This window comes from Massilicoli timonensis (genome assembly GCF_900199515.1).
Lineage (GTDB): Bacteria > Bacillota_I > Bacilli_A > Erysipelotrichales > Erysipelotrichaceae > Massilicoli > Massilicoli timonensis.
In genome coordinates, this window is record NZ_LT963434.1 from 1,849,000 (window position 1) to 1,866,065 (window position 17,066).

The following is a 17,066-nucleotide window of genomic DNA, read 5'->3' on the forward strand; positions in this document are numbered from 1 at the left end:
TGGCAAGTCTGTGCCTGATGCTGGGCATGGTAGTCAAGTCGAACATGATTTTTGCCCAGGGGGGGGGGGTACTGTAAATCAGTACTCTGAAACTGAGGCAGGTGGCCTAACGCTAAGTGATTGGGTTTATACAGAAACAAGTGATAAGATCACATTAACGGAATACACAGGGAATGCGGTAAATGTTGTGATCCCATCTGAATTTGCGGAAGCGCCGGGTAAATCGGTAGAGATTGATACTAGTAATTACCGGGCTCTGTACAGTTTATTTGATAATCTCAAAAAAGAGGATCCATCAGGAGATCCGAAATACTATAATGAATTGGTATCGTTGAAAATCGGCACAACGGATAAAAAAGTCACTGTGACACATCGAGATATGTATCGTTTGCTCTCTCCTAGTCCTTATGAAAGTGATCGCTATTTTTTTACGAAATTAGTAGAAGCTGATCTAAGCGGCCTGGATACATCGAGCGGATTTGGCGATAGATTAGATATTAGTGAGGGATTTGTTTCCTGTTATCGTTTAGAAAAGGTTGATTTCAGTGGCTGGAATTGGGATGATTCACGTTGGGGATCCCTTTTTCTAAATTGCTGGAATCTTAAAACCGTTGTCGGTATGGAGAAGATGACTGAAGATGAGAGATATAGTGACAATAATTTTCTTAGCACCGAGTTTCAGAATTGTTACAATCTTAATATTTTTGATTTAAGCGGATATGCGAACGGTTACGCTTTCAACCATTATCCTTATAGTGCTTTTATGTTAGAAAATGCAAAAATACCGGTGCCGACGATCATTATTACAACCTGTCAAGGGTTGATGCACTTTGACCAAGCAGACAGTATTTTTGGCAGAACCCCATACTATGCAAAAGTTGTCTATCACAGTAATGACGGAGCATTTGCAGATGGAAGCACCAATAATGAGAAACTGTTATATCAATCAGATCATTTTATCTACTCTACAATGGAAGAAGCAAAACAGGATTTTACTTTTACCGGGACAGAAATCGTAAAAGATGCACCATCTGCTGTGCTTAACAAAGAGGGGTTCGTATTTAGCGGCTGGTATTTAGATGAAGCATGTACGATGCCGTTAACAGAAACCGATATGATCGATTTTATGACGGTAGAAGATGGTACGTTACAGTTATATGCAGGATATAAAGAAGTAACACCGGAAGAGCCGGAAACACCGGAAGAAAAGCCGACAGAGCCGGAAGAAACACCAAGTGAACCGGAGGAGAACCCGAATACACCAAATGAAGAGGAAAAGGGAGAAAGCAATATCGAGGAGATCAAGAAAGAGGAGAGTGAAGCAGTAAATACAGGAGATGAAGTAAGCAAGGGAATGTATTATGTACTGCTAGGGGGAAGTGTGATCGTATTCGCTGCAATGTTACGCAAGAACAGAAGAAGCGAACAGCAGTAAAACAATGCAAATGAGCAGGCAGAATGATTCTGTCTGCTTTGTTGTTTGATAGGAAGAGATGTGCGTTCCCATAAAGTGGGACCTGTGTGATAAACGCCGCAAAGTCTTTCTTTTTTTGTGTATTTTGTTATAATAGAAAAGAATTTATAGTGAAGGAGTGTAATTTATGGACCTTTCAAAAGTAACGATCGCATCCAGCTCTTTAACATCTGCCATTCAAAAAGACTATAAAAATGCCATTGGCTGCGGCAGATGTGATGAGGAAGCGCTTGCCTTCGCGACGCGTGGCTTTCAACAGCTGGCTGTGGAAGATACCTGCACGGCTTACTGCGCATTGGCGCTGATCATGCACCAACTGGGCAGACTCAACGATACCATGAAACAGAAGGTCATAAAAATGATCGATGCAGGCGGCGATCTTACCTATTGGCAGGCAGCCGGCGCTGATGAAAAGACCGTTTTGAAACGGGAGAAAGAATTACAAAAAGTAAAAGATAAGATCATGAGCGAACAGGGCGCACCGAAAAAAGTGATGAGTCCGTTCTGTATGCGCTGTAATTTTCATGTAGGCGATGTGATCGCTTATCCGCTCGATGAGCAGAAAACAAACTATGCGGTATTTGTCGTTGTCGCTTTGCATCATCAGATCAGCAGGATCACGGCATTGTCGCAGGATCGCCTATATGTTTGTTTCCATGATACCTTATTTGATCATCTGCCAAGTAAAGATGAATGTCAGAGCTTGCGCTATATGGAATTAGCGGCAGATGCGCAAGACCGCATAAAACGATTTGTGCGTGAGCTTTACTTGCCTAATAAAAGTGCGGCAGCGCGTTTCTTTGCGAACTGTACCAGGATTAGCTATCGCCATGATGTATTTGAGAGCGTTGATGAAAGAGAGGATATCATCTTAAATGTAAAGACGCTCGAAGAAACATTGCCGGCTGTGTATGAGAACTATCAGGGAAACAGTGAAGTTCATATGGATAGGGGAGAAAGCCTTGCCAAGACCGGCAAAAAAGTAAAAAGCGGTCTTGTAAAAAGTGGGCGATATGGCAAGCAGGCTTTGATAAAAAGCGGGCAGCTGGTACGCAAGACATGGAAAAGCGGCAGTAATCGATTCAAGAAATCAGCGGTTTCTTTAGGCAAGCTTGCACAGCGCGATCATACAAAGAAAGATGCGGAAACGGAAAACGCTGAAAGAAAAGAAGAATAGTATTGCTTTTCCATTTAGATATGTTAAAATGGTAAAAGAAAAGAAGGTCCTTTAACATAATCCAGAGAGGTTATGAAGGTATCAGAACAGAACAAACCGATAAAGGTCCTTTTGTGTAGAACAAGGGCCTTTTTTTCAGAGAAAACTGAAAATGATCGGAGGAAAAGAAGATGCACAAAAACAGTTTATTTACCATGAATGATCTCAGTGTAGAGGAGATCTACAAGGTGCTGGAGGATGGACAGCGATTTGCGGATGAACCGGGGCTGGAATTTCCGAAAGCACATCTGGTGGCGAATTTATTTTTTGAACCGAGCACGAGAACGCATTACTCCTTTGCTTCGGCACAACAGCAGCTGGGATGTCGGGTAGAGGATTTCAGCGCATCCGGATCATCGGTGCAAAAAGGTGAAAGCTTGTATGATACGATCAAGACCTTTGAAGCGATCGGCTATGAAGCGGTGGTCATTCGTCATACGCAGGAAGAATACTTTAAGGAATTGGAAAATATCAACATTCCGATCTTAAATGGCGGCGACGGTAAAAAGAATCATCCGACGCAGTGCTTGTTGGATCTGCTTACGATTTATCAGGAGTTTGGTAAGTTTGAAGGTTTGCGGGTAGTGATCGTCGGCGATATCGCACATTCCCGTGTTGCCCACTCCAATCGTGATGCGATGGTGCGTCTGGGCTGTGATGTGCGCTTCTCCGGTCCGGCGGATTGGGTAGATGATCAGTCGATCTTCATGGATATAGATGAAGCGGTAAAGTGGGCGGATGTGGTAATGCTTCTGCGCATTCAGCATGAACGTCATGAACAGTCGATGAAGTTATCCAAAGAGGCTTATTTACAGAAATATGGTTTGACGTATGCGCGTGTGGAAGCGATGAAGGAACATGCGATCATCATGCACCCGGCGCCGGTCAATCGCGGGGTAGAGATCGAAAGCGATCTGGTGGAACATCCGAAATCACGTATCTTCAAACAGATGACCAATGGCGTCCATGTTCGCAAAGCGCTTATGAAACGAGCGTTTGGCTATGCGTTTACCGATATGGTAAAGCGGTAAATAATGATAAAAAAACACCGAAAGCGTTTTTTCGATGCCGTTCTCGGTGTTTTTGTTTTCTACATTACTGCTCCATGTAATAGCAGTTTTTTTCCTGTGCCGGTGGGAAACGTTTGCCTTTTTCGACATCAACGTCTTCGTTTACCACTTTTCCCTTTTCATCATAGGCAGAATATTTTGCGGTCTTTTCGCAGTTCTGTCCGGGACGGTATTTCTTTTTGCTCATATTTAGCACCTCCTGCAAGTAGTGTGGCTGGCTGTGCGCAAAATATCACAAAAGTTTGAAAAAAAGCGATTTGATGTCGATAAGGGCGTAGAGTGGGATATGCGATGCCGTGGTGTAAAGGGACGTTCTTGTAGGAAGGTGCTTAACGGCATAGAAAAGCGATAAAAAAACGGATCTGTTTTGCATCGGGCAAGCAAGGATCCGCTTTGTTTGTAAAATGGTATCAGGTACGGGATTCGAACCCGCAAATGCAGCCTTGAGAGGGCTGTGGCTTAACCGTTTGCCTAACCTGACAGATTTATCTGTATTATAGCACTTTCTCCATTGCTTGAACAGAGGGAAAATGAAAAAGCAAACTGTGAACTTGTATTCTTACGGCATATCTTTTACAATAAATACGATAGAAACGGAAATGAGGAATGAAGATGATTTTAGCAAGCGATTATGATGGAACACTGCGTGTTTCCAAGCGTGTAGAACCCTATGATCTGGAAATGATCCGCCGCTGGCAGCAGGCAGGACATCGTTTTATCGCAGTTACCGGCAGAAGCATGCAGACATTTGAAAAAGAGATGGAAATCAATGCGTTTCACCCTGATTTCATCGTTACCAATAACGGCGGTGCTTTGTATGACAGGGATGGATGTCAGGTCAAGGTCAATGAGATTCCATTTGAGCAGGCCATGCATATTTATCACTATTTGACGCAGCTGCCGTGCTCTTCCATTGTCGTAAATGAAGGAAAATATCGGGCAGTGCAGGTGCTGGATGAAGCATCTTATGATGCGAAGGGAAGAGAAGCGGGCCCTTACAGCGTTGAAGAGATCATCGCGAAAGGAAGGATCGCGCAGTTTGTACTCTTTATCGGTGATGAAACGCTGCGTCATCAGATTGCCAAAGAGATCGAAACGCGTTTCGGTGATGTCGTGCAGCCTTTTATCAATGTGGATTGTATCGACATCGTGCCCAAAGGCTGTGACAAAGGAAAAGGACTCAAGCAGGCAATCGCTTTGTTAAAAGCAGAGGGGGAGGTCTATGCGATCGGGGATTCCTATAATGACCTGCCGATGCTGGATGCTTATATCGGCTGCTGCGTCGCACATGCCGATGATGCGATCAAAGCGCATGCGGCTTATGTGTTTGCGGGAGTTGGAGAAGCCATCGCTTATCTGCTTGCCAAGCAGGAAGAAAAGAAATAACGGGCATATGAAAAAAGTAACGTGGCGTGATTTGATTTATGATATAATAAACACTATGAAGGGAGTGTCGGTATGTTTGACTATCTGACCTATAACAATCTGATTGCCTTGCTGCGCCTGCTTGCCGATATCGGCTGTGTGTGGGTCGTCATTTACTACTGCATCAAGATTGTTCGTAATAATTCAAGAACCATTCAGATTTTCAAGGGAATCTTGTTTATCTTCATCATCAGGGCAGCTGCTTCGATATTCGGCCTGAAGACGATCATGATGATTGCCGATTTATTTGTAACATGGGGCTTTTTGGCAATCATTATCATCTTCCAGCCGGAAATTCGTTCACTGTTGGAAAAACTGGGAAAAACAAGTGTCTTTTCCCGCATTTCCACTTTGACGGTCAATGAACGCGAACGGCTGGTCGATGAACTGGTGCGCGCGTGTTCTGCCATGTCGGTATCGAAAACAGGCGCTTTGATCTCGCTGGAACAGGGACATTCACTGAGCGATTATATCAAGACCGGTACACAGATGAATTCGATGGTAACCAGCGAGCTGCTGTGTTCGATCTTTGTGCCGGGAACCCCGCTGCATGATGGCGCGGTCATCATTCAAGGGGTCAAGATCGCCTGTGCCGCCGCTTATTTCCCGCCGACTACCAAGGATCTGCCAAGCAGCTATGGGGCAAGACATCGTGCGGCCGTCGGTATTTCCGAGATCAGCGATTCGGTAACGATCGTCGTATCCGAGGAAACCGGTAATATTTCGATTGCCCGCAACGGTGCGCTCATGGTCGTGAATGAAAAAGAACTGCGCGAGTATTTGAATATGGTAACGACATCGGCGCTGCGGGAAGTGGCGCAGACGCAGGTATCGGCAGATGTGGAGCAGGGAACACAAAACGGCATTCTGAGCGGTTATCTGAAAGGCAAGAAGCGTAAGCAGAAAAAAGAAGGCACGCGTTTGCCGAAAGTGAAAGAAGCCAATTTAGATGAACTGGAAAAACAGATCCATTCTACGCATGAAGAAGAAACGCCGGAGATCGCCGAAGAAAAACAGAAGGCGGTACGCTCGATGAAAATGGCATACAATAAATCATCGAGCAAGAGCTTAAAGGATGCGCTTGATGAGGAGAAGAAGAAAAGCAGGCGGACGACGAAAAGCACGGCTGCCAAAGCAGAGACAGCTGCGCCGCAGGATAAGAAACTAGAGCCGCTGGAAGTGAACTATACACCGAAACCAAGACGGCGATCTACTTCACCGAAAGAAAAAGTGAAGGAGGGAAACAATGGCTAGAAAGAAGAAAAATACCGAGCTTTCCTCAGAAGGAAAAGTCGAGCTGGCAAAATCGATCGCCGAGAAAGGGCAGAAAGTTGCGAAAACTTATACATCGGTTGAAAATGCGGTTACACGATTCTTTCGATGGCTGTCCTCCTGGGTCGATAAGCTGCTATTTAACCAGAAGTATGGAAAAGTGGTGTCATTGGCGCTGGCCGTTGCGCTTTATGCGATGGTCAATTTAGGCGGTGATGACAGCATGAGTCTGTTTACGACGAATAAAAGTGCAACGACGTTGAACAATGTAGCGGTTTCGACGATCATATCCGATCAGGTATATGAAGTGAGCGGCGTACCGGAAACGGTCAATGCGACGCTGGTCGGTGATCCAAGCGACATCAGCTTGGTCAATTCACAGGGGAATTTTCAGGTCGTGGCGGACTTAACGGATTTTACCGAAGGAACGCATGAAGTGAAGCTGCTGCCGAAAAATGTTTCGGAGCGTGTCGATGTAACGCTTGATCCGTCGGTGGCGATGGTAACGATCAAGCGTAAGACCAGCCGTCGTTATACGCTGGGCTATGATTTCGTCAATACGGATAAGATGGATAAGATCTATGCGTTAGGAACACCGGAGTTTGAACAGGGAGAAGTCGTGGTCAGCGCATCGGAAGATACGTTAGATGAAGTGGCGTTTGTAAAAGCGCTGATCGATGTATCGGATGTGACCAAGACCTTTGAAACCGAAGCAAGCATCGTTGCTTATAACCAGCAGGGAGAACGGGTGGAAGTCGATATTCTGCCGGCGACGATGAAAACGAAGGTAGAAGTTACGACACCAAGCAAAGATGTGCCGATCTCAGTGGTACCGGTCGGCAAGGTGCCAAACGGAAAAGCGATCGAGTCATACCAGATGGACGCTTCTGCCGTAACGATCTATGGACCGCTGGATGTATTAGAAAGCATCAATGATGTAACGATCCAGCTGCCGGCCAACACGCTGACTGCCGATAAGACGGTAACGATGCCGATCATTACACCTAGCGGTGTCACCAAGGTCAGCACCCAGCGCGTCAATATCACGATCAAGCTGGCAGACAGCAAGGAAAAAGTATTTGAGAAAATACCGGTTGCTTATAAAAACAATAAGAAAAAGTTTAAGGTTGCGCCGGTGGATAACGATGATGCTTATGCGAATGTCAAGGTGATCGGTGCGCAAAGCGTACTGGATTCGATCCAGAGCGAAGATATCGAGGTTTATTTTGATATGAGCAAGATCACGAAGGCAGGCACATATGAATTAACGCTTACCGCTGCCGGTAAAAACAATCTTGCAACTTATACGAGTGAAACAGCAAAGATCAAAGTCAAAGTAGTCGAAGCGGACTAGGAGGTACAAGCATGACAAAATATTTCGGAACAGACGGCGTCAGAGGACGTGCAAACGACACATTAACACTGGATATGGCACTTGCCATCGGGAAGTACATCGGCGCTTATTATGGCAAGGAGCGCCATGCGAAGATCCTGATCGGGAAAGATACCCGCTTATCCGGAAGCATGTTTGAAATGGCGCTGGCGGCAGGCGCGACCGCAACTGGAGCGAATGTTTATCTGTTAGGCGTATGCCCGACACCGAGCGTGGCTTATCTGGTCGTAAAGGAAAAGTTTGACTGTGGTGTGATGATCTCCGCCAGTCATAACCCGTTCTATGATAATGGCATCAAATTATTCAATCATGAAGGAAAGAAAATGGATGATGCGGTGCTGGAAGAAATCGAAGCTTTTATGGACGGTGAAAGCGAAGTGGAATATGCGATCAATGACGCGCTGGGAACAGCGATCGAATGGCATGAAGGGCTGGAGCTTTATGAAAGCTATTTGAAGGAGTGTGTGAACTGTGATTTCAGCGGCATGAAGATCGCTTTGGATCTTGCCAATGGCAGCGCTACGGCAACAGCGGCACAGGTGCTTTCGGAATTGGGGGCAACGCTGGAAGTGATCCATTCTTCTCCTAACGGCGTGAATATCAATACCAAATGCGGTTCGACCCATCCGGAAGAATTACAGGAGCTGATGCGGGAAAACAAAGGCATGTTTGACTGTGGATTTGCTTTTGACGGCGATGCGGACCGTCTGATTGCGGTAGATGAAAACGGCGATCTCATTACCGGAGATCATACGCTTTATATCTGCGGTAATTACTTGAAGAACCGCGGTCATTTGAAGGAGAATACGGTAGTAACGACCGTGATGGCGAATTTAGGGCTGTACAGAGCGTTTGATCGTTGTCAGATCCGTTATGAGAAAACCGATGTCGGCGATAAATATGTATTTGAGAATATGGAGAAAAACGGCTTTGTGCTGGGCGGGGAACAAAGCGGACACATTATTTTCAAAGAACATATGAATACGGGAGATGGCTTGTTAAGCGCGTTGAAGCTGCTGGAGGTCATGAAGAAAAGCGGCATGTCGCTGCGGGAACTGAGTGAGGATCTGTTCATCTATCCACAGCTTTTGATCAATGTGGAGGTAAAGGATAAGCATGCGGCTTTACAGAATGAAGAGCTGCTTGCAAAAATCCGTGAAGTCGAAGCAGAGCTTGGCGAAGAAGGACGCATCCTGGTTAGACCAAGCGGTACAGAACCGCTGGTTCGGGTCATGGTCGAAGCAAAGACCGATGCTTTATGCGAGCAGTACGTCATGCGCATCGTTGATTTTATCAAAGCGAAAGGATTATAAGAGAAAACAGGGAATCGATTGCATAGGATCGATTCCTTTTATATGGAAAAGCTGAAAAAAAGTAAAGGAATCCGGTAGAAACAATGTGAAATTGTATGAAAAAAAAGCATACTCTTTCTTCTTTCCCATAATTCATATATAATGAATACAAAGAGGTGATGATTATGAAAAAAGTAATTTGTGTTGTAGATGATGAAAAAAATCTAAACGATCTGGTGGCACAGTATCTGATCAAGGAAGGCTATGAAGTGCGTTCCTACTATACTTATGAAGAGGCGAGCATTCATGTCGGAGATGACGATGTACAGCTTTGGATCCTTGATATCATGTTGGATGACAAGAGCGGTTTTGATCTGCTTGAAGAGATCCGCCATCAGGGCGCTGAAATTCCGGTCATTTTCATGTCTGCCCGTGATAAGGAGTTCGATCGCATCATCGGTTTGGAAAAAGGCAGCGATGATTATATCACCAAGCCGTTTTCCCCGAAAGAACTCGTGCTTCGCGTCAATAATATCATGAAGCGTACCTATAAATCAGAAAATACCCGTATTACCATTGACAGCTATGAGTTGGATGAAGAACAGCGCAAAGTATTTGACGATAAAGTGGAAATTGATCTGACGACCAAAGAATTTGATTTACTGATGATGTTTATCAAAAACAAAGGCATCGCTTTCAGTCGTGAAAAAATCTTGGAAAATGTATGGGAAGATAATTATTTCGGAAGCGATCGGGTCGTTGATGATACACTGCGGCGATTGCGTAAAAAACTGCCGAAGCTTAACATTCATACCATCTATGGATATGGCTATCGTCTGGGATAAACAATGAGAAAGTTCAATACTTGGGTTGAACATCTTTCCCTTTCGCAGCAGCTTTTTTCTCTCATCTTCGTATTTATCACTTTTTTCTGTTGTTTCTTCTTTATCTATCTGAATGGAAATATCAATGAAGTGATCAAAAGTCAGGCGTACAGCTCATTGGAGCGGGAGCAGGAAACCTTTCGCGGCTTGATCGAGAACAGTGATACGACATGGCAGAAGCTGCTATTAAACGGCAGTCTGGAAAGTACCTTCCAGCACTTTATGATCACTGATGCCAATACCAGCAATCCTCAGTTACAAATCGTAGCGAATAATGCACAGCAGGCAAATGAAGTGATCAGCACCGATCTGTTGAAGCACATTGAAAAAAGCATCAACCAGATGGATGGGGCAGATGCCAAAGCTTTTGAATATCATGGCGATAATACGACAACGTATTACCGCATCATGGCGATTACCGATGATAAATGGCTGCTTACGCTCAATGATAATAAGTATCAGGAATTATTGAAGGACAGCCTGCTCAGCAGTGTGGTCAATATTACGGTCGTGGTGGTAGGCGTATTCTTTGTGATCTTGATGATCTGGATGGCTGCTTTGATCCACCCGCTGAATCAGATCCGTAACTATATCGACAAGGTGAAAAACGGCGAAGATGCACAGTTAAAGATCAATCGACAGGATGAAATCGGTGCCTTGGCGCGGGCTTTGGTCGATATGCGGCAGGAATTGCAGCGACAGGAAAAGACCAAAGAAGAAATGATCCATAATATCTCGCATGATCTGAAAACGCCGATTGCGACGATCAAGTCTTATGGGGAAAGCATAAAAGACGGTATTTATCCGTATGAAACATTGGAAAAGAGCGTAGATGTCATCATCAATAATGCCGACCGGCTTGAAAAGAAAGTGCATTCTCTGCTTTATCTCAACCGTGTGGAATATCTGGTATCACAGGATATCGAAGGTGCGCTTACCGATATGAATGTGGTCATCGACAATGTGATATTGTCGATCAAAGCCATTCGTGATGATGTGGTCATCGAAACAGATTTACAGCCGGAAGTCTTTTTTACCGGTTTAGAGGAATCTTGGCGGGTAGCGATCGAAAATATTTTGGAAAATGCGCTGCGCTATGCAAAGTCGAAGATCAAAATCGTTTTACGTGAAGACGAGGTGGCGATTTCCAATGATGGTCCGAGCATGAGTGAAGAGCGGATCGCAGCTTTGTTTAAGCCGTTTGAAAAGGGACAGGATGGACAGTTCGGATTAGGTCTTTCCATTGTGGCAAAGGTCGTTCATGCCAACGGTTATACGGTCAGCGGTGAGAATACAAGCGATGGCGTCATCTTCAGAATGAGCAAGGTGGAACGCAAGGAAAAGAAAGAAACGAAACGACGCGCAAAAGACAATAAAACAGCATAGAAGTCCATGTGAAAGCATGGGCTTTTTATTGCACTTGAAAAAGGTGCAAGTATGAAAGAAATTTATTGCACTAACAAAACGTGCATCTTTTTATCTGTGAAAACATGCCATTGCTTTCTAAAATAAAGTCAGAAAGGAGATGGAATATGTATCAGGAAATCTTTCAGACAGGGCTTACGGTCGTAAACAAGATCAGGCAGACACAGCAGAAAGCAATCGAGACCAGCGCACACTTGATTGCTGATGCTTTTGTCAATGGACATACTTTCTATGTGAGTGGCAGCGGACATTCGCATACCGTATGTGAAGAATTTTATGGTCGTGCCGGGGGATTGGCGTTCTGTGTTCCGATTTTGACCTCAGAGCTGACGATGACGGAACATCCGACTAAAAGCTCCTATATTGAAAAGCTAAGCGGCTATGCAGCAATCTTAGGTAAACTTTATCACATTCAAAAAGACGATGTCGTGCTGCTCGCTTCAAATTCCGGAAGGAATGCTTATCCGGTAGAATTAGCACAGTATGCAAAAGAAAAGGGTGCTAAGGTGATTGCGATTACTTCGCGTAGTCATAGTGAAGCAACTCCTTCGCGTGCACCCAGCGGAAAGAAACTGATGGAAGTAGCAGATGTCGTGATTGACAACTGCGGGGAACTGGGCGATGCGGCGCTCAGTGTACCGGGATGTGCAACTAAAATGATGCCGACCTCTTCCATTGCCAATGCATTTATCGTACAAGCGATCAGCGTATTAGCGGCAGAAAAAATTGCTGCACTCGGTATAGAACCACCGGTTTTTGTGAGTTTGAACGGATTGGCGGATCAAAGTGTCAACGATGCACTTTATCGTCAATACACACGGCTTTACTAAAAAACAACATGGTCGATTGCACGAATATTGGTGCAATCATTTACCTATCTCAATCAAGTATTCTATTCTAAAATAAAAATAGATTCCCTATATTCACATTTGGGGGCGTGGATCGAATCAATACTGAGGAGGCAAAACATGATAAAGGTATTGCGTGTAGATGATCGCCTGCTTCATGGACAAGTTGCACAGAGCTGGACATCATTTTATCGGATCGATAAGATTTTTATTATCAATGATGAGATCGTAAATGATGAGTTTTCTAAGATTACGCTGAACTTAGCAAAACCCAAGAACGTAGAACTGCTGTTTTTCGAATTGGACAACTGTAAAGATGCACTGCTTGAAGCGCTGATCAATGATGATCGTGTCATGGTGATCGTTGAAAACTTTTATGACGTATGGATCGTACATGAGATCTTGCCAACCATTCATTCCATCAATATCGGCGGCTATCGCAATAAAGCAGATCAGGATACAGTTGCGCTCAATCGTTTCGTCATTTTGCGGAAAAAAGATATTGAGATTTGTAAAAAACTGTTAAACAAAGGAATCAAATTAGAAATCAGACAAATTCCGGCAGAGAAGGAACAGCTGATTGACCTAAGTGATACCGAGTATGAGCAGTAATACAAAAATTTTGGTGCTGACACATCAACAATTAGGAAAAGTGCTGTTAAAGACAGCTGCCTCATTTGTGGATATTGAAGATTGTGAATGGTATGGATTGTTTGAAGATGACAATATAAAAGTATTGCGTTGTTTGTTAAAAGAAAAAATAGCAGAAGCGGAAGATGTTCTGGTATTGACCGATATGCTTTCTGCTGCTACTACCCAGATTGCGGCAACTTTATTACCGAGGGGGAAAATTGAGATTGTCAGCGGGGTAAACTTGGCAATGCTCATTTATGCGATTCGTGAAAGAAATTTTTATGATGTTACGGATTTAGCAGAAAAAGCAAAGCAGGCAGCTTTAGAGGATATTGTCAATGTGCGCAAGCGAATGAATGAAGAATAGGCAGAGGAAGGAGAGAAATACTTGTACGAGATGCTGATATTATCACACGGTGCTTTAGCAAGCGGGTATTATCAGACAATGAAGATGATCTTAGGAGAAGAACCGAATCTTACATATTGTGCGCTGGAAGAAGGTGAATCAAGTGAGGAGCTGGAGCATAAGCTTGCTTCCATTATCGACTGGGGAAGCGGTTCACCGTTGCTTGTCATGGCAGATATTTACAGCGGATCACCATGCCGTACTGCAATCATGCACCTATTTAAGGCAAAAAAAGAGTGCTATTTGATTGCCGGCATCAATTTACCACTGGTCATGGAAGCTTATATGCAAAGGAACAGTGACTTACAAACGGTGTTGGATCATCTTGTCGAAACCGCGAAAGACAATGTGATAAATGTGAATGAACGATTATTAAAAGTAAAAGAAAACAGTGAAGATGAATAGGAGATGAAATAATGGAAAGTCTAAATTTTATACAGATTATATTATTAACATTGTATGCTTTTATCGCAATCAATGATGCGATCCACATGGATTTCGGATTAAACAGACCTTTGATTGCCGGCTGCTTTGCCGGATTTGTAATGGGAGATCTTGCGTTTGGATTAAGTGTTGGTGCAACACTGCAGTTGATGGTGCTTGGTGTTTCTTCCTTCGGTGGTTCTTCGCTTCCTGATTTCATGAGTGCGGCACTGATTGGAACCGCGCTTGGCACGATCAGCGGAAAAGGAGTGGAATTTGGTATCGGCTTGGCAGTGCCGGTAGGTATGCTACTGGTGCAGCTTGATGTATTTGCCCGTTTTGCAAACACTTTCTTTCAGCACCGTGCGGATCGCTATATGGAAAGCGTTAATATCAAAGGTATTGAACGCATGAATGTGTTGGGGGTATTCTGCTGGGGCTTATCTCGTGCCATTCCGGTATTTTTATGCCTGGTATTAGGCAGTGAATTGGTACAAAATTTTGTCGCTTATTTCCCGGACTGGCTAAGCGCAGGCTTAAAGGTAGCAGGCGGACTGTTGCCGGTTGTCGGAATCGCAATCTTATTAAAGTATCTGCCTACTAAAAAATATACTGCTTATCTGCTGATCGGCTTTGTATTGGCAGCATATCTAAGTATGCCGATGCTCGGGGTAGCACTTGTCGGAGCAGCATTAGCCTTGATGGCTTATCGTAAAAGTGGGGAAAAAGAATTGGTAAAGTCAATGGAAGGAGCGGATGAAGATGAGTAAAATTTCATTGCAGGATATTAAAAAAGTACGTTATCGTTGGTTGTTGCTTGGTGAAGCCGCATGGAACTATGAAAAAATGCAGGGATTGGGATACTGTTATTCAATGATTCCGGTGCTGAAGAAACTATATCCGGATGAAGCAGATATGAAAAAAGCATTGCAAACGCATTTACAGTTCTTTAATACACATCAGGAATTTGCGGAGATCATTTTAGGAATTGACATCGCGATGGAAGAAAAAGAAGGTGCTGCTTCACTAGAGGCGGTATCGGCGATCAAAACTGGATTGATGGGTCCGCTTGCCGGTATCGGTGATACGCTGTTTGGTGTCATTGCCAATACGATCTTTTTCTCAGTTGGCTCTTATATGGCGCTGGAAGGGAATCCGATTGGTATCTTCCTGTATTTGATCTGGGGCGTCGTACGTGTTATCATGCGTGGTTATTTCATTCGCATCGGTTATCGGGAAGGAACAAAACTTATTGAAAATTTAGGCGATAAAATGAATCGTGTAACCGAAGCCGCAAGTATCTTAGGATTAACGGTGGTTGGAGCGCTGATTCCAAGTGTGGTAAGTGCTAATGTGCCGTTTGTGTTTAAGAGCGGCGAAGTAGAGATGGAGCTGCAGGCGATCTTGAATCAGATCATGCCGGGATTGATTCCGGTGCTACTTGTCTTATTGGTATATACATTGTTGAATCGAAAAGGCATGACTTCTTTCAAAGCGATCATCTTCGTTATGATCTTAGGAATCGCGTGCAGTGCAGCCGGTATTTTAGGTTAGTGGAGGAATCATTATGACAAAAGGATTAGTTCATGTGCGCATAGATGATCGTTTGATCCATGGACAGGTTGCAGTTTATTGGTGCAATGCGGTCAATGCGACCAGAATCATGGTTGCCAATGATGAAATGTATCAAAATGAAGTGCAGAAAGCAGCTTTAAGATTAGTAGTGCCGGCAGGCTTAAAGTCCTCGCTGTTAGATGTCGAAAAAGCAGCGCAGAATTTAGTGAGTGGAAAATATGAAGGACAGCGGGTCATTTTAGTCGTACGTCGTCCTGCCGATGTTTTAAGAATGATGGATCGCGGAGTAACTATCACACAAGTGAATATCGGTAATCTTCCAGCGCGGGAAGGAACGCGCAATATCAAAAAAAGCATCAATATGACGATACAGGAAATGGAAGAATGCAGAGAATTAAATCGTCGCGGGGTAAAACTAACCGGGAAACAAGTACCGGATAATGCCGATGATGATCTAATAGAACTAATCAATAAACAATAAGTGGAAGGCATCACATTATGTGATGTTTTCTTCCATATCGAAAAAGAAATAGAAAGCAGGTGAAATAATGTATCAATTTGACCAAGTATGCAGTCGGTTACATACAAGCTGTACAAAATGGGATCGTTATGAGAACCGCTATCAGCTGCATGATGTGATCCCACTTTGGGTTGCTGATATGGATTTTGCATGTATGCCACAAATCAAGGAAGCAATGGCAAAGCGGCTTCAGCATCCTATTTACGGCTATACCGATCCATCTGATGATGTATATGAGGCAATTATTGAATGGGAGAAACGCCGCCATGGCATAACCGTGAAAAAAGAAGAAATCGTTTTGAACACCGGAGTCGTCTATGGATTTTATGCTCTGATCGAAATGCTGGTAAAAGAAAATGAAAAAGTAATCGTCCAGCCGCCTGTTTATCCGCCTTTTTTCAACACGCCGAAAAGCCTGTGCCGTAAAGTCATATATAGTCCGCTTCTTCATGATGAAAATGGCTGGCATATGGATTTTGAAGGGTTCGAGGAACACTTGAAAAAGGATCCTTCTATATCACTGTTCCTTCTGTGTAATCCACATAATCCAACCGGTAACTGCTATACGCTTGAAGAGATCGAACGTATCATAGCGATTTGTGATCGCTATCATGTATGGGTCATATCTGATGAGATCCATGCGGATATTGTCATGCCGAATCAGCATCATGTGAGTGCGCTGAAATGTGATGCATCTTATCATGATCATTTGATCGTACTGGGATCACCGACTAAAACATTTAATTTGGCAGGATTGAAAATATCGTATGCAATTGTAAAAAATAACGCCTTGCAAGCAGAGTTTGCGGCGAAAGCAAAAGCAAGCGGCCTTTCCAGCATCAATATTTTTGGCTTTGAGGCGCTTATTTGTGCGTATCGGGAAGGAGAACAATGGAATCAAGCATGCTGTACTTATATTTATGAGAATTTTCAGTTTCTAAAACACTTTATTGAAACGTATATGCCGCAGGTTGCATTCACAATTCCACAGGCGACTTATCTGGCATGGCTGGATTTTTCAAAACTGCGTGTACCAAAGGACTTTGCGAGCAGACTAAAGTGGGAAGGTCATGTGGAGGTGCAGGAGGGAAGTGGTTTTGGCTCAGCTTATAGCAGCTATCAGCGTATCAATGTCGCCTGCCCGCGTGCAACACTTGAGGAGGGGATGAAACGGATCTATGCATGGCTGAAACAGCATAGTTATTTGTAG

General features: G+C 44.0%; 18 protein-coding genes and 1 tRNA gene. 17 read left to right on the top strand and 2 right to left on the bottom strand.

The window, feature by feature from the left end; genetic code table 11:
- Positions 1-187 precede the first annotated feature (187 nt).
- The 3 genes from C1712_RS11260 to C1712_RS11270 all read left to right on the top strand — a co-directional run bounded on the left by C1712_RS11260 (position 188) and on the right by C1712_RS11270 (position 3,721).
- Entirely contained in the window at positions 188-1,435 is a 1,248-nt protein-coding gene (locus C1712_RS11260) for a hypothetical protein (protein WP_102269252.1), read from the top strand.
- Between the two features lie 166 nt (positions 1,436-1,601).
- Positions 1,602-2,651, top strand: a complete 1,050-nt coding sequence (locus C1712_RS11265; RefSeq protein ID WP_102269253.1) for a hypothetical protein — start codon at positions 1,602-1,604, stop codon at positions 2,649-2,651.
- 170 nt (positions 2,652-2,821) lie between these two features.
- A complete protein-coding gene (locus C1712_RS11270) occupies positions 2,822-3,721 on the top strand; it encodes an aspartate carbamoyltransferase catalytic subunit (RefSeq protein WP_102269255.1) in 900 nt (299 codons plus the stop codon).
- 64 nt (positions 3,722-3,785) lie between these two features.
- Here C1712_RS11270 and C1712_RS12575 read toward each other — a convergent pair whose 3' ends face one another.
- Both C1712_RS12575 and C1712_RS11275 read right to left on the bottom strand, forming a co-directional pair.
- The gene (locus C1712_RS12575) at positions 3,786-3,947 is read right to left on the bottom strand and encodes a YjzC family protein (protein WP_146003338.1); all 162 of its coding nucleotides are present in this window, start codon (positions 3,945-3,947) and stop codon (positions 3,786-3,788) included.
- 218 nt (positions 3,948-4,165) lie between these two features.
- Positions 4,166-4,241 (bottom strand) — tRNA-Glu (locus tag C1712_RS11275).
- Between the two features lie 131 nt (positions 4,242-4,372).
- On the opposite strand from C1712_RS11275, the gene C1712_RS11280 reads away from it, so the two are divergent.
- From C1712_RS11280 to C1712_RS11345, 14 genes are all read left to right on the top strand, one after another.
- Positions 4,373-5,146: an HAD-IIB family hydrolase gene (locus C1712_RS11280; RefSeq protein ID WP_180963139.1), complete on the top strand. Its 774-nt coding sequence runs from the start codon at positions 4,373-4,375 to the stop codon at positions 5,144-5,146.
- Positions 5,147-5,218: 72 nt separating this feature from the next.
- On the top strand, positions 5,219-6,439 hold the full coding sequence (gene cdaA / locus C1712_RS11285) for a diadenylate cyclase CdaA (protein WP_102269260.1): 1,221 nt from the start codon (positions 5,219-5,221) through the stop codon (positions 6,437-6,439).
- Positions 6,432-7,811, top strand: coding sequence for a CdaR family protein (locus C1712_RS11290; RefSeq protein ID WP_102269262.1), 1,380 nt, complete (start codon positions 6,432-6,434; stop codon positions 7,809-7,811). Before cdaA ends, C1712_RS11290 begins: the two co-directional genes overlap by 8 nt.
- A gap of 11 nt (positions 7,812-7,822) precedes the next feature.
- Positions 7,823-9,163, top strand: a complete 1,341-nt coding sequence (gene glmM / locus C1712_RS11295; RefSeq protein ID WP_102269264.1) for a phosphoglucosamine mutase — start codon at positions 7,823-7,825, stop codon at positions 9,161-9,163.
- A 164-nt stretch (positions 9,164-9,327) separates the two neighbouring features.
- Positions 9,328-9,987, top strand: a complete 660-nt coding sequence (locus C1712_RS11300; protein WP_102269266.1) for a response regulator transcription factor — start codon at positions 9,328-9,330, stop codon at positions 9,985-9,987.
- 3 nt (positions 9,988-9,990) lie between these two features.
- On the top strand, positions 9,991-11,412 hold the full coding sequence (locus C1712_RS11305) for a HAMP domain-containing sensor histidine kinase (protein ID WP_102269268.1): 1,422 nt from the start codon (positions 9,991-9,993) through the stop codon (positions 11,410-11,412).
- Between the two features lie 146 nt (positions 11,413-11,558).
- A complete protein-coding gene (locus C1712_RS11310; RefSeq protein WP_102269270.1) occupies positions 11,559-12,281 on the top strand; it encodes a sugar isomerase domain-containing protein in 723 nt (240 codons plus the stop codon).
- 138 nt (positions 12,282-12,419) lie between these two features.
- Positions 12,420-12,911, top strand: coding sequence for a PTS sugar transporter subunit IIB (locus C1712_RS11315; RefSeq protein WP_102269272.1), 492 nt, complete (start codon positions 12,420-12,422; stop codon positions 12,909-12,911).
- Positions 12,901-13,299, top strand: coding sequence for a PTS sugar transporter subunit IIA (locus C1712_RS11320; RefSeq protein WP_102269274.1), 399 nt, complete (start codon positions 12,901-12,903; stop codon positions 13,297-13,299). The genes C1712_RS11315 and C1712_RS11320 overlap by 11 nt, the downstream gene beginning before the upstream one ends.
- A 30-nt stretch (positions 13,300-13,329) precedes the next feature.
- Positions 13,330-13,743 carry a PTS sugar transporter subunit IIA gene (locus tag C1712_RS11325; RefSeq protein WP_102269864.1) on the top strand — a complete coding sequence of 138 codons (414 nt, stop codon included), beginning with the start codon at positions 13,330-13,332 and terminating at the stop codon, positions 13,741-13,743.
- A gap of 11 nt (positions 13,744-13,754) precedes the next feature.
- Positions 13,755-14,531, top strand: a complete 777-nt coding sequence (locus C1712_RS11330; RefSeq protein WP_102269276.1) for a PTS mannose/fructose/sorbose/N-acetylgalactosamine transporter subunit IIC — start codon at positions 13,755-13,757, stop codon at positions 14,529-14,531.
- Positions 14,524-15,315, top strand: a complete 792-nt coding sequence (locus C1712_RS11335) for a PTS system mannose/fructose/sorbose family transporter subunit IID (protein WP_102269278.1) — start codon at positions 14,524-14,526, stop codon at positions 15,313-15,315. Before C1712_RS11330 ends, C1712_RS11335 begins: the two co-directional genes overlap by 8 nt.
- 13 nt (positions 15,316-15,328) lie before the next feature.
- On the top strand, positions 15,329-15,817 hold the full coding sequence (locus C1712_RS11340; RefSeq protein ID WP_102269280.1) for a PTS sugar transporter subunit IIB: 489 nt from the start codon (positions 15,329-15,331) through the stop codon (positions 15,815-15,817).
- A gap of 67 nt (positions 15,818-15,884) precedes the next feature.
- Positions 15,885-17,066, top strand: coding sequence for a MalY/PatB family protein (locus C1712_RS11345; RefSeq protein WP_102269282.1), 1,182 nt, complete (start codon positions 15,885-15,887; stop codon positions 17,064-17,066).